At 47.2% G+C, this 22,323-nt stretch carries 18 protein-coding genes; 7 read left to right on the top strand and 11 right to left on the bottom strand.

The features are described from left to right. Positions 1–38 precede the first annotated feature (38 nt). The 5 genes from BS617_RS15640 (at position 39) to BS617_RS15620 (ending at position 5,370) form a co-directional block, all read left to right on the top strand. Complete coding sequence (locus BS617_RS15640) at positions 39–512, top strand: tripartite tricarboxylate transporter TctB family protein (RefSeq protein WP_170870371.1); 474 nt, start codon at positions 39–41, stop codon at positions 510–512. Between the two features lie 3 nt (positions 513–515). Further along, positions 516–2,036 carry a tripartite tricarboxylate transporter permease gene (locus tag BS617_RS15635; protein WP_075173932.1) on the top strand — a complete coding sequence of 507 codons (1,521 nt, stop codon included), beginning with the start codon at positions 516–518 and terminating at the stop codon, positions 2,034–2,036. A 115-nt stretch (positions 2,037–2,151) separates the two neighbouring features. Then, positions 2,152–3,726, top strand: a complete 1,575-nt coding sequence (locus tag BS617_RS15630; RefSeq protein ID WP_075173931.1) for an aldehyde dehydrogenase (NADP(+)) — start codon at positions 2,152–2,154, stop codon at positions 3,724–3,726. A 290-nt stretch (positions 3,727–4,016) separates the two neighbouring features. After that, entirely contained in the window at positions 4,017–4,613 is a 597-nt protein-coding gene (locus tag BS617_RS15625) for a DJ-1/PfpI family protein (RefSeq protein ID WP_075173930.1), read from the top strand. A 148-nt stretch (positions 4,614–4,761) separates the two neighbouring features. Then, entirely contained in the window at positions 4,762–5,370 is a 609-nt protein-coding gene (locus BS617_RS15620; RefSeq protein WP_083610156.1) for a nucleotidyltransferase family protein, read from the top strand. Between the two features lie 37 nt (positions 5,371–5,407). Here BS617_RS15620 and BS617_RS15615 read toward each other — a convergent pair whose 3' ends face one another. The 6 genes from BS617_RS15615 to glyQ form a co-directional block, all read right to left on the bottom strand. Beyond that, the gene (locus tag BS617_RS15615) at positions 5,408–6,682 is read right to left on the bottom strand and encodes an XdhC family protein (protein WP_075173929.1); all 1,275 of its coding nucleotides are present in this window, start codon (positions 6,680–6,682) and stop codon (positions 5,408–5,410) included. Between the two features lie 108 nt (positions 6,683–6,790). After that, entirely contained in the window at positions 6,791–8,026 is a 1,236-nt protein-coding gene (locus tag BS617_RS15610) for a cytochrome c (RefSeq protein ID WP_075173928.1), read from the bottom strand. A gap of 10 nt (positions 8,027–8,036) precedes the next feature. After that, entirely contained in the window at positions 8,037–10,259 is a 2,223-nt protein-coding gene (locus tag BS617_RS15605) for a xanthine dehydrogenase family protein molybdopterin-binding subunit (RefSeq protein WP_249263634.1), read from the bottom strand. Further along, positions 10,256–10,732: a (2Fe-2S)-binding protein gene (locus tag BS617_RS15600; protein ID WP_075173927.1), complete on the bottom strand. Its 477-nt coding sequence runs from the start codon at positions 10,730–10,732 to the stop codon at positions 10,256–10,258. The genes BS617_RS15605 and BS617_RS15600 overlap by 4 nt, the downstream gene beginning before the upstream one ends. Before the next feature lie 381 nt (positions 10,733–11,113). Further along, complete coding sequence (gene glyS, locus BS617_RS15595) at positions 11,114–13,162, bottom strand: glycine--tRNA ligase subunit beta (RefSeq protein WP_075173926.1); 2,049 nt, start codon at positions 13,160–13,162, stop codon at positions 11,114–11,116. Then, positions 13,162–14,133 (bottom strand): glycine--tRNA ligase subunit alpha, encoded by a 972-nt coding sequence (gene glyQ / locus BS617_RS15590; protein ID WP_075173925.1) that lies wholly within the window; start codon positions 14,131–14,133, stop codon positions 13,162–13,164. Before glyQ ends, glyS begins: the two co-directional genes overlap by 1 nt. A gap of 151 nt (positions 14,134–14,284) precedes the next feature. Between glyQ and BS617_RS15585 the strand changes: the two genes are divergently transcribed. Then, on the top strand, positions 14,285–15,187 hold the full coding sequence (locus BS617_RS15585; protein WP_075173924.1) for a lysophospholipid acyltransferase family protein: 903 nt from the start codon (positions 14,285–14,287) through the stop codon (positions 15,185–15,187). Between the two features lie 42 nt (positions 15,188–15,229). Here the strand turns inward: BS617_RS15585 and BS617_RS15580 are convergent, their stop codons facing one another. The 5 genes from BS617_RS15580 to def all read right to left on the bottom strand — a co-directional run bounded on the left by BS617_RS15580 (position 15,230) and on the right by def (position 20,934). Beyond that, positions 15,230–16,678: a TrkH family potassium uptake protein gene (locus tag BS617_RS15580; protein ID WP_075173923.1), complete on the bottom strand. Its 1,449-nt coding sequence runs from the start codon at positions 16,676–16,678 to the stop codon at positions 15,230–15,232. Positions 16,679–16,693: 15 nt separating this feature from the next. Further along, entirely contained in the window at positions 16,694–18,067 is a 1,374-nt protein-coding gene (gene trkA, locus BS617_RS15575; RefSeq protein WP_075173922.1) for a Trk system potassium transporter TrkA, read from the bottom strand. Between the two features lie 13 nt (positions 18,068–18,080). Further along, positions 18,081–19,391, bottom strand: coding sequence for a 16S rRNA (cytosine(967)-C(5))-methyltransferase RsmB (gene rsmB / locus BS617_RS15570; protein ID WP_075173921.1), 1,311 nt, complete (start codon positions 19,389–19,391; stop codon positions 18,081–18,083). Beyond that, positions 19,388–20,335: a methionyl-tRNA formyltransferase gene (fmt, locus tag BS617_RS15565; protein WP_075174107.1), complete on the bottom strand. Its 948-nt coding sequence runs from the start codon at positions 20,333–20,335 to the stop codon at positions 19,388–19,390. Before fmt ends, rsmB begins: the two co-directional genes overlap by 4 nt. A gap of 86 nt (positions 20,336–20,421) precedes the next feature. Beyond that, positions 20,422–20,934 (bottom strand): peptide deformylase, encoded by a 513-nt coding sequence (def, locus tag BS617_RS15560; protein ID WP_075173920.1) that lies wholly within the window; start codon positions 20,932–20,934, stop codon positions 20,422–20,424. A gap of 280 nt (positions 20,935–21,214) precedes the next feature. On the opposite strand from def, the gene BS617_RS15555 reads away from it, so the two are divergent. Further along, entirely contained in the window at positions 21,215–22,252 is a 1,038-nt protein-coding gene (locus tag BS617_RS15555; RefSeq protein WP_075173919.1) for a LysM peptidoglycan-binding domain-containing protein, read from the top strand. Positions 22,253–22,323: the final 71 nt, after the last annotated feature.

Below are 22,323 nucleotides of genomic sequence, written 5' to 3'. Positions count from 1 at the left end.
CACACGCCTCTGTTCTGATGAGGCGTGTGTACGGGTATATGATGATGCTTTTAAATAGAAATTTAGTATTTCTGTATTTGGTCTTTGCTCTTTCCCTTGGCTATTTAATAACAGCTATTAATTTGGGAAGCCCGCTGTCTGATGGGCGTGTAGAGCCGTCCTTTTTCCCTATTTTGCTTGGGCTTTTTTCCGTTACTTTTAGCGCCATTTTGGTGTTCCGAGAGTTCGCATCTATTAAGCGTAGTAGCCAATTAGCGGAAGATGACAGTTCGGTAGGTAAGGCGAATTACTCTCCATTGTGGGTCATGTTGTCGATCTTTATTTACATCATGGCGTTTCAGGTAGTGGGGTATTTTCTATCTTCATTCCTGTTCGTTTTATCAATTATCGTAATCTTCTCATCCCTCGATAAGATAATTCAAAAAACAATAATTTCATTAATCATAGCGGCGCTTGGATATCTTGTTTTCGAACAGATGTTTGGTGTTCGGCTACCAGCTCTTTGGGGGTAAGTTATGGAATTTATTAGTCTAGTTGGTGGCAGTTTTGCGATGCTGCTGGACCCTCTTATTCTGGTGTATGTCGTTGCAGGCTTTTTGATAGGAACTATTTTTGCCTCAATTCCCGGTCTGACGGCAACCTTAGCCTTAGCCTTGCTCCTTCCGTTAACTTATAGCTTAGATGTCACAACCGCTTTAATGGCGTGTGCCAGTATTTATATGGCCGGCATGACCGGCGGTAGTATTACGGCGACAACGATTAATATACCCGGTGCGCCCTCTTCTATGATGACGGCCTTAGATGGCTATCCGATGCAACTTCAAGGTAAGGGTGCGCTGGCTTTAGGCCATGCGGCTTTAGGGTCGATGGTCGGTGGAGCACTGGGTGCCATATTGTTAATTGCAATTGCGCCTTTTGTGGCAGAGGCTTCTTTATTGGTTAAGACAACCGGTAAGTTCTCTTTGCTAGCGTTTGCTATTGTTGTCATTGTTATTGCGCAGCGCGGCAACATGGTTAAAGCAGGGATGGCCGCCTGTATTGGTTTGATGTTATCTACTATTGGTTTAGATGCCATGGAACCTATTACTCGTTTCACGTTTGGCATGGCAGACCTAACAGCGGGCATCGATTTAATGCCGGTCATTATCGGTACGTTTGCGATCAGCGAAATATTGATGCAAGCCAGTCTAGCTGTTGATTCCAATAAGACGGCGGAAGCCTTGAGTAAGGTCACAATTAGGCGCCGAGACTTTATCCCACCTCTTTCTGCTATTCGTGAAATTGGCGTGGTGTGCTACGTTAAATCCAGTTTGATTGGTTACTTTGTTGGCACGCTCCCTGGTGCTGGCGGCTCTATGGGTAGCTTTTTAGCGTACGCTGAAACGGTACGTACCTCATCTAATCCGGAAAGCTTTGGTAAGGGTAACCCTAAAGGTATTGCTGCTTCTGAGAGCGCAAACAACGCGGTTTGTGGTGGTGCTCTTGTGCCTATGCTGACTTTCGGTATTCCGGGTGATCCTATCACCGCTATTATGTTGGGTGTTTTAGTGATTAATGGCATTCAGCCAGGACCGCAGTTGATGTCTGGCCAGGCTGACCTTATCGCGCCAATGCTGGCATCTTTAGTATTCAGTGCTTTGGTGCTTATACCGCTAACACTATTCTTGTTGGGGCCTTACTTCATCAAGATTGTTTCCATCCGTAAAGATGTGCTTTACGGCGTAATCGCGCTCTTAGCCGTTGTGGGTAGCTACGTTGCTACTTACTCAACCTTCCAAATGATAATGGCGCTGGTAATGGGCGTGTTAGCTTACTATCTGCGTAAGGATGGCTTCCCGGTTATTACTTTGCTGCTGGGCTTTATTTTGGGGCCTAATTTGGAAGAGTTCTTGCGCCGCTCTTTAGCCTTGTCCAATGGTAACCCGCTTACCTTCTTTACTAATTTGGATAGTCTTTTCTTCATCATTCTCACGCTTATTTTTGTGTATTTCTTAGCCATTAAGAAGCCGCTTAAAAGCCCTGTGTCTGATGGTTGAGTCAAAAACTTGCCCACGCTAAAGCCCTGTTTGAGGGTTTTGGGTGGGCTATTCAGCATGGTTAGATCAATTACAGTTATTTAGTCACATTCACTAATTTTGCTAGGAGTATGAAATGGAAATTACAGGTCGTTCACTGATTGGCCAAAGTGACATTCAACTAGACGGCAAGCCTGTCTACGCCGTTAACCCAGCCACGGGTGAAACGCTCGAGCCTGCTTACCATTGTGGTGGTATTGATGAGGTTAATCGGGCATGTGATCTAGCGGATAAAGCCAAGCAGGTATTTAGGGTCACATCATTAGAAGAACGCGCTGTATTTTTAGAAACTATTGCATCCGAGATAGAAGCGCTGGGTGATGTTTTAGTGCAGCGCTGTATGCAAGAAACAGGCTTGCCACAAGCGCGTATCGAAGGTGAACGCGGACGTACCTGTGGTCAGTTGCGCTTGTTCGCTTCGGTTGTTCGTGCTGGCGAATGGTTAGATGCCAGAGTTGAGACCGCTATGCCTGATCGCTCTCCTCTTCCTCGTGCAGATTTGCGCCAGCAAAGTATTGCTCTTGGGCCGGTAGCTGTATTTGGTGCTAGTAATTTCCCGCTTGCTTTTAGTGTGGCAGGTGGTGATACGGCCTCTGCTCTGGCGGCTGGTTGCCCTGTAGTAGTTAAAGCTCATTCTGCGCATCCGGGAACCTCTGAGCTAGTCGGCCGTGCCGTGCAGTCTGCTGTGGCTAAATGTAACTTGCCGGAAGGTGTTTTCTCTTTGCTGTACGGCTCAGGAAGCGAGTTAGGGCAAGCCTTGGTTATGGATCACCGGATTAAGGCCGTTGGCTTTACCGGCTCCCGCAGTGGCGGTATCGCGTTAACTGTGGCGGCTCAGTCTCGCCCAGAGCCTATCCCTGTTTATGCAGAGATGAGCAGCATTAACCCTGTTTTCTTGCTTCCTAATGCACTTGAAACAAACGCTCAAGAATTAGCAACCGGGTTTGTTGGGTCTTTAGCGATGGGAGCTGGTCAATTTTGTACTAATCCAGGATTAATTATAGCCCTTCGCGGAGAGGCTTTAGATCGCTTCTTATCGACAGTTGTAAGCACCCTATCAGAGGTTGCTGCGCAAACAATGCTGACTCCAGGTATCCATCGTGCGTATGTTAACGGTGTCGATGCCCTATCTTCTAACGAGAATGTACGCTTGTTAGGGTGTGGCAAAGATGGCGAGCAGCCTAATTTGTGTCAGGCGGCTGTATTTGTTGCGTCGGCTTCCGACTTCCTTGTTGATGAGCGTTTGCAGGATGAGGTCTTTGGGTCGTGCTCTTTAGTAGTCGAGTGTGAAGATATGGCGCAAGTGTTAAGTGTCGCTTTAAAACTCGAAGGCCAGCTAACGGCAACGCTACAGATGAATGACGATGATCTGGCGCATGCACAATTCCTATTGCCAACGCTTGAAGAAAAAGCGGGACGTGTCATGGTTAACGGTTGGCCAACGGGTGTAGAAGTGTGTCACTCGATGGTCCATGGTGGCCCCTTCCCTGCAACTTCCGATTCGCGTTCAACTTCTGTAGGTAGCTCTGCTATTTTCCGATTCTTGCGACCGGTGTGTTACCAGAATCTGCCGCAGGCGCTTTTGCCTAAGAATCTACGTGATGATGAGTTGTCCAAAGTCTCTCACCTTTGGGATGGGAAGCGCGTCTAGCCAGTTGTTCTAAAGTGGGTGCTTTCCCTATGCATCTGCTTTAGCTTTTTGTCGAGTGGTCTAAGAAGGTTCCAATGGAAAGGGTTTTCATTGGGCTTCTGTCTTTATGCCTGTGTTAAGCAGGCTTTTTTTGTCTGCTAGTTCTCGTTTTGTCAGTAGGCAGCAGAGTAGCTTATCATGTTGTAAGCCATCAACCTTTGGGTTTGTTACTTGTTACCTTGCGATGAGGCATTATCTGTAAAATCTTCTGCTAGATGTTAATAAACGAGCAGTCGCTCAGGAGTGGTTATATGCATATTGCCATACTTACATTTGATGGATTTAATGAACTCGACTCCTTTATCGCATCGGGCATTCTCAATCGTGTTAAATCGCCTGATTGGAAAGTCTCGATTGCTTGCCCTACTGAATCTATTACATCGATGAATGGTGTGGAGATCAAACGGCAAGTCTCATTGGATCAGGTTGCTACAGCAGATGTTGTATTGGTAGGCAGTGGCCTGCAAACACGAGATGTTGTTAAAGATGCTGAGATCATGAAACAACTGTCCCTTGATCCTGCTAGGCAGCTGATCGGTGCTCAATGTTCGGGTGCGCTTGTGTTAGGGAAGCTCGGGTTGCTTGATGGGGTCCCTGCATGTACCGACTTAACAACTAAGCCTTGGGTGCAAGACGCAGGCTTTGATGTGCTTGATCAAGCTTTTTACGCCAACAATAACATAGCGACTGCCGGCGGCTGTTTGGCCTCTCAATATTTAGCGGCGTGGGTGCTGGCTAAAACACATAATTTACAGACGGCTATCGATGCTATTTATTATGTCGCTCCTGTTGGAGAAAAAGACGTATATGTCGACCGAGTGGTATCAAATATTGAGCCTTATTTATAAGCTATGAGTTAAGTGCGCCATGAGTTCCTAATGTGTTTGATTCAGGTGTTCCACGTGGAACATCTTATTTTATCGCTAACGTTCAGCTAGATGTCATCTTATTAATCTACGATACTGATAACCGTATTAATAAAATGAGATTGCTTAGATGAAAGATTCGGTCGCACTGGTTATGGCTGCAGGTCAAAGTCGCCGGTTTGGCTCCGATAAACGTAAAGCGGTTGTCGGTGATGGGAAGTCGTTATTAGCTTCTACCATTCAATCTATTCCTAATACGTATCGTCGTGTATTTGTGGCAGTCAGGCCAGACGATAATACGTTCTCTCTTAATCTCCCTGATCATGTATATGTTATTCGTTGTTTGCATGCATTAGAGGGCCTTAGTTCTAGTATGGCTGAGGCATTCGCTGCCATAGAGGATTACTGTCTAACCTGTTATGAGAGTGATGTGGAATCCGCTAGTACAAGCGTAGAATCAATAGCCGTTATATTGGGTGACATGCCCTTTATTGATGAAAGCACGCATACCTTGCTTAACCGAAGCTCAGGCGCACAGGTCATTGTGCGCCCTATTTATAATGGTCAGCCGGGCCATCCAGTCATTGTTGGTCGAGAGTACTGGGAAAAGGTAAAAGAGTTACGTGGTGATGATGGAGCTAAAGCGGTATTGGCTGATGCTAATGTGATGCAGATATCCGTTGATGATCCTGGTGTTATTAGGGATATCGATCGTCAAAAAGATATCCCTTCTGCATAGGGTAAACAAACGTAGAAATGATTGAAGGCGTTAATCCTCAATCCTCAATGTAAATTGTTACATCATCCTCCGAATTATCCGGTGTGAGTTGGCTGCTAGTGTTATGGGCTCCTGTGGCATGTGTAGCCTTGGGATCACGAACGCCTGTTCTGGCCATGCACTCGACGAGTTGAGCGCAGATCGACACTGCAATGGATTCAGGTGTATTAGCACCGATGTATAACCCCACCGGGTAATGAAGTTTGTCCCGGTTATTTTCGATCTGATGTCCGTCGGCCATACCTTCTTTAATCTCGGCCAGTAGTTTTTCGGTGCGGTATCTTGGTCCTAGCTGACCAATGTAGGCAGGTGAGGAACTAAGTGCCAGACTAAGCCAATACTTATCTTGAGTAATGCTATGAGTCATTACCACTATGTGTGCGTTATCCAATAATTTTGCTGAGTCAAACGGTGCATCGAGAGCGATGTTAAGTACCTCATCTGCTTTATTGAACCGTTGTTTGGTTGCAAACTGTGGACGGCTGTCTATCACTGTGACGTGCATGTTGATTAGTGCAGCCATGTTAGCCAGAGGCAGTGCATCGTCCCCTGCGCCAAAAATAACCAGCCTTTGTTGTGGGGCTATATAGTCAAAGAAAACATCGACTATGGCCGTTTTATCATTTTCTAAATCAATTTCAAATGTGTAATGGGTCGAGCGCTGAGCATCTAAGCTAGATTGCAGTTGCTGGCTTACGTAATGAGCTAATTGCGGGTTTGCTATGCCGTTGTCGATTGCCCCGCTGGGGCTGAGTGTAGCTCGGTCCCCTATTTGTATATGGGCTTTTGCCGGATCCGTGTTGTGAGCAATGATGGTGGCCGACACCCCGCCTTGCCCAGTTTGGTTGACGGTGTCGAACAGCGTCATTAAAGGATTGTCGTAATGGTGGGCAAGCCTTTCTAGTAAAATATAAACCTTACCATTACACCCTAAACCGAACTCTAGAGAGGTTTCGTTTTGCTTTGGGTACATGGCTGATGAGTTGTTATTAGCGGGTTCGAAGAATTCATTTTGATCGTCATCAAGCGCCGTGTTGTAGCACAAGACGGTAGGCGCTGATTGGGTGTGCCACCAGGCTTTTTTTGCAACATGTGACTCAAGACAGCCACCGCTGATAGTTCCTTGTGTGCCGTTGTACTGAGAGATAAGCATGCGTGCGCCTGGGCGGCGATAGGCCGAGCCCTCAACTTTAACGACCGTGGCTAATATGGATTCGTTACTGTTTTCTCTTGCACGGTTAATGGCATCAATAAGTCTGTTTATGTCTGACATGAAAAGGTGTGTCTACAGGTATCGTTAGTTTGGGCTAATGCGGGTTTAGTGGTGCATCGACAAAGGGGAGCGCCCTGCTTTGCCGATGCTGTTCGCATTAGAGTTCAGTTAATGCGCTTTTGATTGTGCTTCTTTAGCGGCTTTGATTTGCTGTTGGTTGATACTCGCATTCGTGGTGCCAAAATGCTTCAGCACAAACGAACTAACGGCTGCTAACTCTTCATCACTATACCCTTCTTTAAAGCTTGGCATCCGATGATCTACACTTAAGTGGATAGGCGAATTACCGGTCAAAAGGATATTAATAAGATTAGTACCTTCAGGGTCATTAACTGTTTTGAGTCCACTTAATGTTGTCACTGGGGTTTGCCTCCCCTGGCCTGTCCACAAGTGACAACTTGAGCATGCATCAGCAAACACCTTTTTGCCTAATGAGTCGCTGGACTCAGCTGCCTTAGCGATAAAGATAGGCGGTTTGCTGACGCCTTCGGTTTGAGGCTGCGTATCCTTTAAGTAAACCGCGATAGCGTTGAGGTCTTCTTGAGTCATTTGGCTTAAGCTGTGCTCTACGACGTCGGCCATAGGGCCGCTTGCTACACCGTAACCCGGGGCTGCGCCTTGCGAGAAATAGTTAACAAGATCGTCTTCGGACCAAGCGCCAATACCTTGTTCAGGGTCGGAGCTGATGTTGTACGCTTTCCATCCTTGTATGTTTGTGCCTGCAAATGCCTTACTGTCCTTAGTCGCTTGGAACAGGTTGCGAGGTGTGTGACACTCGCCGCAATGCCCTGGGCCTTCAACCAAATAAGCGCCGCGGTTCCAAGTGTCGCTTTTTTCTGGATTGTGTGTGTAGCGCTCTTCATCTAAGAAGACGAAGTTCCAAAACATCATGCCCCAGCGCTGGTTGAACGGAAAGCTGATGTCATTTTCTGGCGGGCGTTGTGATACCGGTTCTAAGCTAAATAAATACGCTTTTATAGCTAATATCTCATCGCGCGACATCTTGGTGTAGGATGTATACGGAAAGGCTGGGTAGTAGTGTTTTCCGTCCTTTCCTACCCCTTCTTGTAGTGCGCTAACAAACTCCTCGTCAGTCCAGGTGCCAATGCCGGTTTCTTTATCTGGTGTAATATTGGGCGAATACAATGATCCAAAGGGTAGTTTAAACTCCAGCCCGCCAGCATATGGCTTACCGCCGGGTGTTATGTGGCAAGCCACACAGTCGGCGGCAGCGGTAAGGTACTTGCCTTTATCAATCATTTCTTGGCTTGTCGCCGCATGTGTTACGTTGGCAACTGCACAGGTTAGGCTAGCTCCAATGAGGAGCTTTTTGATGATAGTCATACTGTTCTCCTCAAACGGTAAAGTAGCCGTGACGGTTAAGTGGAATACGACGAATACGCTTGCCAGAAGCTGCATAGAGGGCGTTAACTAAAGCCGGAGCTGCTAGTGATGTGCCTGCTTCACCTACGCCGCCGGGTTGCTCAGCGCTTTTGGTTATGTGTACTTCTACGGATGGCGCATCTGTTATTCGCAACTGTCTGTATGTGTCGTAGTTCTTTTGTTGTACCGCGCCATTCTCTATATGGATTTCATTAAAGAATGCGGCCGAAATTCCGAATAACGTTCCCCCTTCAATTTGCGCTGACACTGATGTTGGGTTAGTGACAATACCGCAATCAACGGCGCTGATAACACGTTTGATCTTAACGCCTAATTCCCCTTGCATCGCTAGCTCTATGACGGTTGCCACGTAGCCGCCAAATACATGGCTGATAGCAACTCCACGACCATGCCCTTCGGGTAAGGCTGAATGCCAATCGCTCGCCTTTTCTACCACTTTTAAAAGTGCTTGAGCGCGAGGGTGTTCTTTAAGTCGATCATATCGGAAGGTAAGTGGGTCCACATTGGCATGATAAGCCAGCTCGTCAATAAAGGATTCTTGAACGAAGGTGCTCCGCAAAGGCCCGACGCCACGCCACCAAGAAATATTCACAGACTTGGCGTCTTGTCGGTTGTACTGAACTTCTAAATCACTTAAAGCATAAATAGGGTCAATCGCGACTTCGACTGCGTCTCCATCAACGCCGCTTTCTGGCAGGCTGCCTACGTAGCTAGCAAGTACAGAAGCTCCGGCTATGTGTTGACGCCAACCTGTTGGCTCTAAATTATCGTCGAGTGCCGCTTGGATATGATCCACATAATGGGGGCGGTAGAGGTCATGGGTCATGTCCTCTTCTCGACTCCAGGTTAACTTAATTGGGTAGTTCACGTGCTGAGCAATTTGAACGGCTTGAATAATAAAATCATATTCCAGTCGTCTTCCAAAAGCGCCACCGATTAGCTGGTTATGTACAGCGATATTGTCAGGAGCCAGCCCTGTTAGTTTGGCAGCGGCTTTTTGAGCGAAGTCTGGTACTTGTGTGCCTACCCATAAATCACAACTGTCTTGTCTTACATGGGCGACGCAGGTCATAGGTTCTAACGGCGAGTGTGATAGGAAAGGCTGTTCGTAAGATGCTTCAAATGTATGCGGTGCTTCTTTTAACGCCGTGTCTATATCGCCAACAGTCTTTGCTACGGCTCCTTGCTGCCGGCTGGCCTCTCGTACAGCATTTGCTTCTTCCTCTGAGTTGACGCTGGCGTTATCTCCCAGATCCCATTCTATATCCAATGCTTTAATGGCTTTGAAGCAGGTCCATGTGTTGGTTGCTGTTACGGCAACGGCATTAGGGAGTGTGATGATATCTTCTACACCCTTGATTGCCCTAGCTTTGCTGGCATCTACCTGCTTTACCTTACCACCAAGCACAGGACACGTGATCGTCGAAGCAATTAGCATGTTAGGCACGGATAAATCGATAGTGAACTTAGCGCTACCATTGACCTTGGCTGGTGTGTCGAGTCGTTGGGCTGGAGTACCAATTAATGTAAAAGACTCTGGGGATTTTAGCGTTACCTCAGTCGGTATTGGGAGTTCAATGGCGTCTTCTACCACCTCTGCGTAGTTTACGGTCTGCCCTTCTGGGCCGCTGATAGTCCCCGCTTTTGCCGTACATAATGTGGCGTCGACATTCCACCGATTAGCGGCCGCCTGTGTAAGCAGCATGCGTGCAGTGGCGCCTGCTTTTCTCAAAGGCTCCCAGGTTGCTCGTGTGGATGTAGAGCCGCCGGTTGCCTGAAATTGAAGTAAAGGATCTGTGTAAAGAGCCGCATTGGCTGGCGCTTCTACCACGCTTACATCTTTTAGCGGGACTTCTAATTCTTCAGCGACCATCATGGCCATGCCCGTTTGTACGCCCTGACCCATCTCTATCTTTGATGATATGAGGGTGACCTTGCCATCTGTGCCTACGCGAACGAACGCTCCGTATCCTCCCTTTTGCGCTGAATTGTCACCAAGCTGCGCTCCTGATATAGCCTCAGATGCAAAGCTGTTACGAGTCATAGGCGGTAGCCAGGTGCTGATAGCTAACCCGCCTAGTAATAGGCTGCTTCTTTTTAGAAAGCGGCGTCGCTCCGTATTTAAGTCATTATCTGCATCAGGTGTTGCGTTAGACATACTGGAAGTTTTCATGATGAAGCTCCTTCCATCGCATCAACGAACTGCACATCTTTAATAGCGGAGCGGATACGAGTGTAAGTTGCACACCGGCAAATGTTTCCCGACATAGCCATGTCTATGTCTGAATCTGATGGAGTGCTATTGTTTGCTAATAAAGCTGTTGCAGACATTATCTGGCCAGATTGGCAATAACCGCATTGAACAACTTCGTGTTCTAGCCATGCTTTTTGTACGGCTTGCCCTACCTGTGTTTCGCCAATAGCTTCGATGGTAGTGATTTTTTGGTCGGTTAGCGCGCCTATTGGTAATGAGCATGAACGTACAGGTGCGCCGTCCATGTGGACTGTACATGCACCGCATTGTGCTATGCCGCAACCGTATTTAGTGCCTGTTAGACCTAGTTCATCGCGCAACACCCATAGTAAAGGCGTGTCATCGGCGACATCGGCTTGAACGATATTTCCGTTTATATTCAGAGTTTTCATGTGTCCCCCGAGCCGTATGTGTTCATACCATCGGCTGCGTTATTATGTGCCCGACGTGTTAATTGTCTTAGTTCTTGCGCTTATTCAAATAGCTGTTAATGCTTAACGAACGTTGGTTTTAATATATGTTACCAAGGATGTATGATTTACGTGTGATGGTGCAGGGTTATTATTAATGCTGACTTGGAACGATCTGTTCCTGTGCTTATAGCTCTTTAAAACGTGCCTATTTCTCTTTCTTGATGATGAGTGTTTCACGTGAAACATGGGTCATTGTTAACGCATACATGTATGTGGTTAGGCTTGAGGAAATAAAAAAGCCGACATAGAAGCCGGCTTTTGAAAAGATGCAGTGATTAATCTATCACTAAAATGTTCTGCCTATCCGTTTAGTAACGAGATATCAGCGGTCTGCAAAAACAAAGAGCGTAGCTGGCTAAGTAAAGCAATACGATTAGCTTTAACGGCTTCATCATCGGCCATGACCATTACGTTATCGAAAAAGCTATCTACATCTGTTTGTAAACTAGCGAGTTTCTCAAGCGCATCCTGATAGTTCCCTTCGGCAAATAACGGTGTTACTTGCTCGCTCAATTGGACAACAGTTTGGGCCAGCTTTTGCTCGGCAGGTTCAGTTAACAGAGCCGTATTAAGCGCTGTTACTTCACCCTCTTGTTTAGCGATGATATTGGAAACACGCTTGTTAGCAGCCGCTAATGACGCTGCTTGAGGCAACGATCTAAAGGCGTTAACAGCGCTAACACGCTTATCAAAGTCTAAAGGCTTTGTTGGCTTAACAGCATGAACGGCTAGGTAGCTGTCTATAGCTACGCCTTTATCTTCATACCAGGCTCGTAAGCGCTCCAGCATAAAGTCAGTGACTTGTTCTGTTACGGTTTCAGCTGCTGGTAAACTTTTGTGTAATGAAGCCGCCTTAGTAATTAGGTCTTTAAGATCTAAATCTAGGTTACGCTCAATAAGGATGCGCAGCACACCTAGGGAAGCACGGCGTAATGCAAACGGGTCTTTAGAGCCTGTCGGTGGCTGCTTGATACCGAAAAGCCCTGTTAAGGTATCAAGACGGTCTGCAATTGCTACCGCGATACCGGCCTCAGTTTCGGGTAACTCATCACCAGCAAACTTTGGCAGATATTGCTCATTAATGGCTTTAGCTACGGCCTCGCCTTCACCATCATGCAATGCATAGTGATAACCCATGAGCCCTTGAAGGTCCGTAAATTCATAGACCATGTCGCTTAGTAAGTCGCCTTTAGCGAGGTAGCCCGCACGTTCGGCTGTCTGTTGATCATTGCCTAGCTGCCCTGCGATATAAGCGGCTAGTGCAGAGATGCGGGTCGCCTTATCGTAGACCGTTCCAAGCTGGTTTTGAAAGACAACTGTATTCAAGCGCTCTGTACGTGATGCCAGCGTCTCTTTTTTATCAGTTTCAAAAAAGAAAGCCGCGTCAGCAAGACGAGGGCGGATCACTTTCTCGTTACCCTCAATTACTTGTTGTGGATCGGTAGATTCGATATTAGCCACTGTGATGAAGTAAGGCATTAAGTTGCCTTTTGCATCTACTGCATGAAAGTACTTTTGGTTCTCTTTCATTGACAGGATAAGCGCTTCTGGCGGTACATCTAAAAAGCGTTCTTCAAAGCGCCCTGTTAAGGCAACAGGCCATTCATTAAGTGCGGTGACTTCATCCAGCAAGTCTTCATCAATTTCTGTAGTCCCGCCTAGAGCAGTACCCGCCGCAATAATTTGTTCACGAATCTTTTCACGTCGCGCTGCAAAATCTGCAATAACATAGCCGGGAGATAATAGCTTCTGGTCATATTCATCCGCTGCCATGATCTCAATGGGTTGGTTGTAATGGAAACGGTGGCCCATAGTATGGCGGCCCGATTCAAGACCAAGGATGCTAGCGGGAACAACCTGGTCACCAAACAACATAACTAACCATTTGGCAGGGCGAACAAATTCAACGCGGCTGGAACCCCAACGCATGCGTTTCGGTATGGGTAAGTTGTTTAGCGATTGCTCAACGATACCTTCTAATAACGAGCTGGTCTCGGTGCCCTTCTCTACGGTTTTGTAGATGAAGTAATCACCTTTATCTGTATTCAATACTTGCAGTTGATCAGCAGTTACGCCGCACGAGCGAGCAAAACCTTCTACGGCTTTCTCTGGTGCTTTACAGCTAGGGCCGCGTTTCTCAATCTCTGCATCCGGCTGTTGTTCTGACAGCTGACTTATCTTTACAGCTAGACGACGTGGCGCAGCGTAGCTAGTAACTTCGCCAAAGCTAATGTTCGCTTTTTTCAGGCCTTCAGTGATGCCTTGAGTGAATGCATTAGACAGCGACAGCAATGCTTTGGGTGGCAGTTCTTCAGTACCTAGTTCTACTAAAAAATCGCGTGTAGACATTACTTCTCCTCCTGCGCAGCGGTAGCGGCCAATACTTCATTGCGGATGTCTTCGGATGCCATCGGGAAGCCAAGTTCGCGGCGCGTATTAAAATAGCCTTGAGCAACTTCGCGGGCCAATGTACGAACGCGCAAGATGTAGCGTTGGCGCTCTGTTACCGAAATCGCATGGCGAGCATCGAGCAAATTAAATGTGTGAGAAGCTTTTAGCACCATCTCGTAGGCAGGTAGCGGGAGTTTAGCGGCTAGCAACTTGTTACACTCGACTTCGTAGTGATCAAAGTTTTCAAATAGCTTAGGCACATCGGCATGTTCGAAGTTATAAGTCGACATTTCAACTTCGTTTTGGTGGAAAACATCACCGTAAGTTACAACGCTGCCATCGGGGTTCTTTGTCCAGATTAAGTCGTATACGCTGTCTACGTTTTGCAAATACATCGCAATACGTTCTAAGCCATATGTGATTTCGCCAGTAACGGGATAACACTCAAGACCGCCAGCTTGTTGGAAGTAGGTAAATTGGGTGACTTCCATGCCGTTTAACCAGACTTCCCAGCCAAGCCCCCACGCGCCCAGTGTTGGTGATTCCCAGTTATCTTCAACGAAGCGAACATCGTGGATATTGAGGTCGACACCTAGCCGTTTCAAAGACTCAAGATAGAGTTCTTGAAAATTGTCGGGAGACGGTTTGATGACTACTTGAAACTGATAGTAATGTTGCAAGCGGTTTGGGTTTTCGCCATAGCGACCGTCAGTTGGACGGCGGCTAGGTTGGACATAAGCAGAGCGCCAGTTTTCAGGCCCTATTGCGCGTAAGAAAGTCGCTGGATGGAACGTCCCCGCGCCTACTTCCATGTCGAGAGGTTGAACAAGTACACAGCCTTGCTCGGCCCAGAATGTTTGCAGAGCCAAAATTAGCCCCTGAAACGTGCTTGCGTCCGGAGTCGTTTGATCAGTCACGGAAACCACCATTGCTGAATTCTGAAGAAAAAAAGTTTAAAAATTAGCGCCAAATTATACACGATTGATCGCTTTTTGCGTTCTTAGTGCGAGGCTAGAGCAGACTAATTCGCTATAATTAGCGCATTATCTTGTTATCATCGCGCTTTTGGCTGGTTTATTCATGCAGTTATTAAAATCATTGTTCGCTGTGGGTGCGCTTGGCATCTTTGCTTTGTTGCCCTTATCACTCGCTCAAAGGCTAGGCCGCATGATAGGCCGGCGCTTCATTGCCAATTCACAAGGTGATATGCATCGAATCACACGTCAAAATATCTCCTTATGTTATCCACAACTTTCCGATGCACAACAAGAAGCCTTGATCAACGAAAGTCTGCTGCACACGGGTATGTCAATTACTGAAGCGGGCATGTCGTGGCTGTGGAAGCCTGAGCGCACGCTTAAAAAAGTTCGTAATGTACATGGCGAGTCTATTCTGACTGAAGCTATAGCTCATGGGAAAGGCGTTATTATATTGGCACCGCACTTAGGGAACTGGGAAGTGCTCAATCTTTACGTATCGAATAAGTGCCCTGTAACCGTAATGTACCGACCGCCCAAATTGAAAATGATGGATGATTTAATCAAAAAAATGCGCGCACGTTTGGGTACAAACTTAGCCCCTGCGGATTTAAGCGGTGTGCGTAAAGTGATTAAAGCATTAAAAAAGAAAGAAGCCGTAGGAATACTTCCGGATCAGGAGCCGGCTAAAGGCAGTGGAGAGTTTGCCCCTTTCTTTGGTGTTCAGGCTTACACAATGAAACTGTTTACCCAGCTGGTCAAGCAGACTAAGACAACCGTCGTATGCGGCTACGCATTACGGTTAGAGGGTACTGATCAATTTGATATTTATTTCAAAGCCGTGCATCCAGATATCTACAGCGATGAGCCATTAACGGCTTTATCAGGATTGAATGCTTCGGTAGAACAGTGCGTAGCCCATGCCCCTGCTCAATACCAGTGGGAATACAAACGCTTTAATACCCGACCCGCGGGTGAATCAAAGATTTATGCAAAGCAAGATTAGTCGCTGCACTAATCTTGCTCTATTCGTATGTGGGTTTAAACGTTAACGTCGCCAAAACGCAGGCGTAAACAACACGAGCAACGTAAATACCTCTAAACGGCCCATCAGCATTGCCAAGCATAAAATCCATTTTGCAGTGTCATTCAATTCGCCGTAATGGGTGGACACTTCCCCTAACCCAGGGCCTAAGTTATTGAGTGTTGCGCCAACGGCGGACCATGCTGTGATTTGATCTAAGCCTGTGCCCAGTAACGCAATCAGCATAACAACAAAGACAAGTAGGTAGACCGAGAAGAAGCCCCACACCGCTTCGAGTACCTTGTCCGAAATAGGCTTGTTCCCTACTTTGACGGGTATCACGGCATTGGGGTGAACTAAGCGTAAAATCTCGCGATAGCCCTGCTTCAAGATCAGTAAGATTCGGATCACCTTCATACCGCCGCCCGTTGAAGCGGCACACCCGCCAGCAAAGGCCGCAATAAACAGCATGAAAGGCAGCATAGCAGGCCAGTGCGCGAAGTCGGCAGTTGCGAAGCCGGTTGTGGTAGCGACAGATACCACCATGAATACCGACTTACGGAATGACTCTACTGGGCCATACGTTGATGTCGCTATCAAAGAGAATAATGTGACTAAGATAATGGTGCTTAAAATGCCCAAATAAAACTTAAATTCAGGGTCTTCAAAATAGTGAAGTAAAGAACGTTGGCGCCAGGCAAAGAAATGCAAACCAAAGTTAACTGAAGAGACGACCATGAAAAATACACAAATCGCTTCTATAACCGCACTATCAAAGTAACCAATACTAGCGTCATGGGTTGAGAAACCACCAATTGCCACGGTTGAGAAGCTATGGCAAATCGCATCAAAGGGTGTCATCCCTGCCAGCCAAAAACCTAAACCACACACGATAGTGAGTGAAAGGTAAATGTACCAAAGCGCCTTCGCTGTTTCGGTAATGCGTGGGGTCAGTTTGCTGTCTTTAACGGGCCCCGGTGTCTCAGCACGATACAGCTGCATCCCCCCGATACCTAGCATAGGGAGAATAGCTACTGCTAATACAATGATACCCATGCCACCCAGCCATTGAAGCTGTTGGCGGTAAAAGAGGATAGACTTGGGCAGTGAATCAATGCCCGTTATAACGGTTGCCCCCGTCGTTGTTAAGCCTGATAACGACTCAAAAACAGCATCTACTACGGTGAGATGTGGGCTTTCAGAAATCATCAATGGAATGGAGCCGAATAGCCCGAGAACCACCCAGAAAAGCACGGTTACTAAGAACCCATCACGTGTTCGTAAGTCTTCTCTAACCCGGTAAACGGGTAGCCAAATCACAAAGCCCGTTGCGAGGGTAATGGCAAACGCACCAATGAACGCGAAGTCATGGCCATCATCGTAGAGAAAAGACACGACGACAGGCGGCAGCATTGTGATGCTGAAAACCATGAGTAATATGCCAAGTATTCGTAAAATGACGCGATAGCGCATAGTGATCCCCGCTGATCAGAAAAAGGCTAGGCCAACTTGGAATAATCGCTCGACCTCGCCTATTCGGCGTTTGTCGACTAAAAAGAGAATCACATGATCACCGTTTTCAACAATGACATCATCGTGAGCAATGAGTACTTCATCGTTTCGTACAATGGCACCAATGGTGGTGCCGGGTGGAAGGTTAATATCTTCAAGCGCCCTTCCGACAACTTTTGAGCTGCGTTTGTCGCCATGCGCAACGGCTTCTAACGCTTCTGCTGCTCCGCGTCGTAAAGAATGGACGGCTACTACATCGCCCCGCCGTACATGTGTTAGCAAAGCGCCTATCGTGGTTTGTTGTGGAGAAATTGCGATATCAATCACACCGCCCTGCACTAAATCTACATAGGCTGGGTTGTTAATTAGTGTCATGACGGAGCGCGCGCCTAGTCGTTTGGCGAGCATAGAAGCCATGATGTTGGCTTCGTCGTCGTTTGTCAGGGCACAAAAAACATCGGTGTCTTCTATGTTTTCTTCAAGTAGTAAATCTCGATCTGACGCACTGCCATGTAAAACGATGGTGTTGCTCAGCGTTCGAGCCAGGTCGTTACAGCGATTAATATTGCGCTCAATGATTTTTACTTGATATTTCTTTTCTAGGTTTTCAGCCAATCGGGCGCCAATGTTACCGCCGCCGGCAATGATGATGCGCTTGTAAGGATTGTCGAGACGGCGTAGCTCGCTCATTACACTGCGAATGTCTTTTCGCGCCGCGATAAAGAAGACCTCATCATCTGCTTCGATTACCGTATTGCCCTGCGGGATGATCGCCTTGCCTTGTCGGAATATTGCAGCAACACGAGTATCGGTATTCGGCATGTGGGTGCGTAAATAAGAAATCTCACGCCCTACCAAAGGTCCACCGTAATAGGCTTTAACGGCAACAAGCTGCGCTTTTCCATCTGCAAAATCGAGAACTTGGAGCGCTCCGGGATATTGGATCATCCGTTTAATATGCTCGGTAACTAGCTTCTCAGGGCTGATCAGAACATCGATAGGCAGGTTTTCTCGATTAAAGAGGTTTTCTTGTTGAAGGTAATCATGCTCACGGACCCGAGCGATTTTGGTCGGAATATTGTACAGCGTCTGGCCTATCTGGCAGGCGATCATGTTGACCTCGTCACTGTTAGTAACGGCAATCAGCATGTCGGCGTCTTGAGCCCCTGCTTGGTTCAGTAGGCTTGGGTGTGACGCTTTACCGTTAACCGTGCGGATATCTAAACGGTCCTGTAGCTCACGTAAGCGCCCAATGTCGGTATCGATTATGGTGATGTCATTGGCTTCATTGGCCAAGTTTTCCGCAAGGGATGCACCAACTTGACCGGCTCCTAAGATGATTATCTTCATGCGTTTTGGTTTCTCAGCCTATTTTTTTAATGACGGCATAATAAAAGCCATCATGCCCATTGCGTTGCGGGAAGAGTTGGCGGCCATAAGGTCGCTCAATTCCCCACTCGGCCGAGATGGGTTGGTGCTCTGCATCTTCGGTCTCTGCAATAAAGCGCTTAATCAGTTTGTCGTTTTCTTGCGAAAAAATGGAGCAAGTTGCATACACCAATGTGCCGCCTTTTTTGAGCATTGGCCACAGATTTTTGAGAATAGCCATTTGTATGGCTGATAATTGATGTATCGCTTCGCCGGTACGTAAAATTTTAATGTCTGGGTTGCGGCGTATTACACCTGTGGCGCTGCATGGAGCATCGACTAGCATTTTGTCGTAGGGTTCTTGATTCCACCAATCTGTTTCAGAAGCATCGCCCACCATAAGGTTACAGGTCTGATTGAGGCGATCTAAATTTTCTGTGATGCGCTTAGCTCGGCGTCGATCTATCTCTAACGCATCAATGGTGATGTCCTCGCTCTCGTAAACACTGGCCTGTTCCAACAAATGGCACAATTTCCCACCCGGTGCTGCACATGCATCTAAGATTCTTTCGCCAGGACTTGAGTTGACGAGTTGTGCGGCGATCTGTGCGGCTTCGTCTTGTACGCTGACCCAACCATCTGAAAAATGAGGCAATACATGGACATCGCATGGCTCGTCTAAAACGATCCCGTCTTCACTCCAACGTGTCAATTCTGAGCCGTGACCTGCTTCTTGCAGCATGTGGTGATAGGTTTCACGTGAAACATGTTGGCGATTGATGCGGAGGGTTAAAGGGGCTTGATGGTTGTTTTCTTCAAGGATCGTTTGCCAAAACTCGGGCCAATTGGCTTTGAGCTTTTGAATAAACCACTCAGGATGATTGTAATGATAGGTAATGTCATCATAGAGCGCGTCTAAAATATCTTCTTTTTCGCGATCAAAACGGCGAAGCACTGCATTGACTAAACCGGAAAGGCTACCTCGATCGAGCTGGTGAACCGCGTCGACTGTTTCGCTAATGGCTGCATGCACGGGTATGCGCATGTCCATAAGCTGGTATAAGCCAACTAGCAGCACAGCAAGTACATCATTATCACGCTCGCGTAGAGGGCGATCCATCAGCGAATCAGCAATACAAAGCAGTCGAGGAAAATTTCGCGCTGTGCCGTAACACAGTTGCTGAAGCAACGGTCTGTCTTTTTCTGGACATGAGTCCAGTGCATTCACCAGTGATTGATTGAGCGAACCTGTATGCATCAATAACGGATAGATTGCGTTGGCGGCAAGCGCTCTTATATTTCTCATTGGCCTAATATAGTCCCATCTGCAAACAACGAACGACGTGAGTTAAGCACATCTTTAGAAGACAAAGCCTTACCACCGGGTATCTGTAGGCGAGTGATTGCGATAGCCGTTCCTGCACCACAAGCGACTAAAATAACGCCGTTGTCTGTGTTAACTATGGTTCCTGGTGGAAGCTGAGGATCAATAGTTTGCTCTGAAGGTGTGGTTGCATGAATACGAAGGTTATCACCGTTAAGCGTCGTAAAGCAGCCTGGCCATGGGAATAAGCCGCGCACCTGTCGGTCAACGTGTTGCGCGGTTTGGCTCCAATCAATTAAGCCTTCTTGTTTTTCGAGTTTATGTGCATAGCAGGCTTGGCTGTCATCTTGAGGCTGCGGGGTTATAGCGCCCTGCTCTAACAAGGTTAGTGTGTCGGTTAAAGCGCCTGCACCAAGTTTGGCTAAACGGTCGTGTAAATCGCCAGAGGTATCGGTCTCGTTAATGGGGCAGCTTACTTCATACAGCATATCACCTGTGTCGAGTCCGACATCCATTTGCATGATGGTTATGCCCGTTTCGCTATCACCTGCTAATACAGCGCGATGTATAGGTGCCGCGCCGCGCCAACGAGGTAATAAAGAGCCATGGACATTAATGCAGCCGCGTTTGGGTGTGTCTAATACCGCTTTGGGGAGTAATAAACCGTAAGCGACAACGACCATTAAATCGGCGTTTAAGTCTGCCAGTATTTGTTGTTCGGCGTGGTCTTTAAGAGAAGCGGGCTGGTACACAGGGATGTTGTTATCGAGGGCGAGTTGCTTTACCGGGCTGGCAGTGAGTTTTCGGCCACGCCCTGCCGGTCGGTCAGGCTGGGTGTAGACAGCAATAATTTCATGATCTGTATCCAAAAGTGCCGACAGGCTGCTGGCCGCAAAATCCGGTGTTCCGGCAAAAATAATTCTCACATTAACCTCGCTGCTAAGCGTATCCGTTGTGTCCACATAGAAAAACAGGTTTGCAAATGCAAACCTGTTAGTAACGCTTTGTCGTGTTAGCCTGCGCGTTCAAGCTTATGTTTTTTCTCAAGCTTTCCGCGGATCCGAGTACGCTTGGTGTTGGAAAGATAATCCACAAACAGTTTGCCGTTTAGGTGATCGATCTCGTGCTGTATGCAAACGGCAAGTAAATCTTCGGCTTCGAACTCAATCTGTTCGCCTTTTTCATTCAGCGAGGTTACTCTGATTTTGTTCGGACGTTCTACTTCTTCGTAAAACCCAGGAACTGACAAACATCCTTCTTGCATCTGTTCTAGCTCCTCGTTAATAACTTCGAAGCTGGGGTTGATTAAGACTAAAGGATCGTCATTATCTTCCGAAATATCAATCGTAATGATTTGTTTGTGAATGTTAACCTGTGTCGCCGCAAGCCCTATACCGGGTGCGTCGTACATGGTTTCGAACATATCCTTAATGATTGTAAGGATACTGTCGTCTACCTGATCAACCGGCTCTGCTATCGTACGCAAGCGAGGGTCAGGGAATTCTAAAATAGGTAACAGGGCCATAATTCAACTAATGCTTTGTTAATATTGAGTTTGCCACACTGTCAAAAAGATGAATTGATGGGCAAACAGAGTAACTTATCTATTATACTGATCTGGCGTGACGATGCATTTGTCGTTTACCATTGATGATCATAAATTATACGCGCTCTTCATTGTATCGGGTCAAGAATAATCCGTTTTAATGAGTGCAGGACTTAACATGTAATCTGGAACTTTCGCTTTTGCTCAAAATTATGGGTTTGAGCATGAGTGTCCGACATGAGTAGCAAGGAAACTGTAGATGAAAAAACTGGCAGGTTTGTGTTTGGCATCATGGTTAGCTATTACTACGCCCAACCAGGCACACGCCAGAGCGGATGTTCTCGCTCTGCAGGAAGGCTACCCGCAAGAATATGTTGTGGTGAAAGGCGATACCTTATGGGATATATCAGGGCGCTTTTTGACCCAACCTTGGCGATGGCCTGAAATTTGGGGTGTTAATCCACAGATTGATGACCCTCATTGGATCTATCCTGGTGATGTTATTTACATGACATGGGTAGATGGAAAGCCGCGCTTACGCATTAAAGGCGATAACAAGCTGGTGCCTCGGGCTCGTGCGACACCGTTAGAGAATCCTATTCCAGCTATACCGCTGAAAGACATGGATGCGTTTATGCAGGAGAACGTCGTGTTAGACGATGAGCTACTGGCAGAAACCCCTTATGTCTTAGGCGGCCGCAATAAGCGCATCATTGCCGGTGCTGGGGATCGCATCTATGCGCGTGGCGAAATGGAATCTGATCATAAGTATCAGAATATCTATCGTCCATTGCAGGCGTTCCATGACCCGATAACAGATGAGTTGCTGGGCTATGAGCTGTCTAAAATAGCAGAGGCTTATGTCGTCTCGACCAATGATGAAGATATCACCACCCTAGAACTGGCTAAATCGCAACAAGAAGTGCGTGTTATGGACCGAGTATTACCGGCCCCTGAAACGCGTATCCAGTCTATGTTTTATCCGGCCCCAGCGCCTGAAGAAACAGAAGGTTATATCTTGTCGGTCGATGGCGGTGTTCAGAAGATCGGACGCTTTGATGCTGTGGCGATTAATAAAGGCCGCCGAGAAGGTGTGAAACCCGGGCATGTCTTTATTGTATATGCCGCTGGTGAAGAGATGGACGATCCTGTGACAGGTGAACGTGTCAAATTGCCTGATGAAGAAGCAGGCACCTTAATGGTCTATAAGGTGTACGATAAAGTCAGTTATGCACTGGTCATGACAGCACTAAACGTGCTTTCTGTAGGTGATAATTTTAAATCACCGGACTTGTAAGCTTGTAAGCAAGACGCCTTGCGACCTACAGCACAGGTTGCAAGGCTATTCAGCCGGCGCTTTTAGCTAAC

Origin of the sequence: Neptunomonas phycophila, assembly GCF_001922575.1 — a bacterium.
Lineage (GTDB): Bacteria > Pseudomonadota > Gammaproteobacteria > Pseudomonadales > Balneatricaceae > Neptunomonas > Neptunomonas phycophila.
This window is presented reverse-complemented; position numbering and strand designations above follow the sequence as displayed.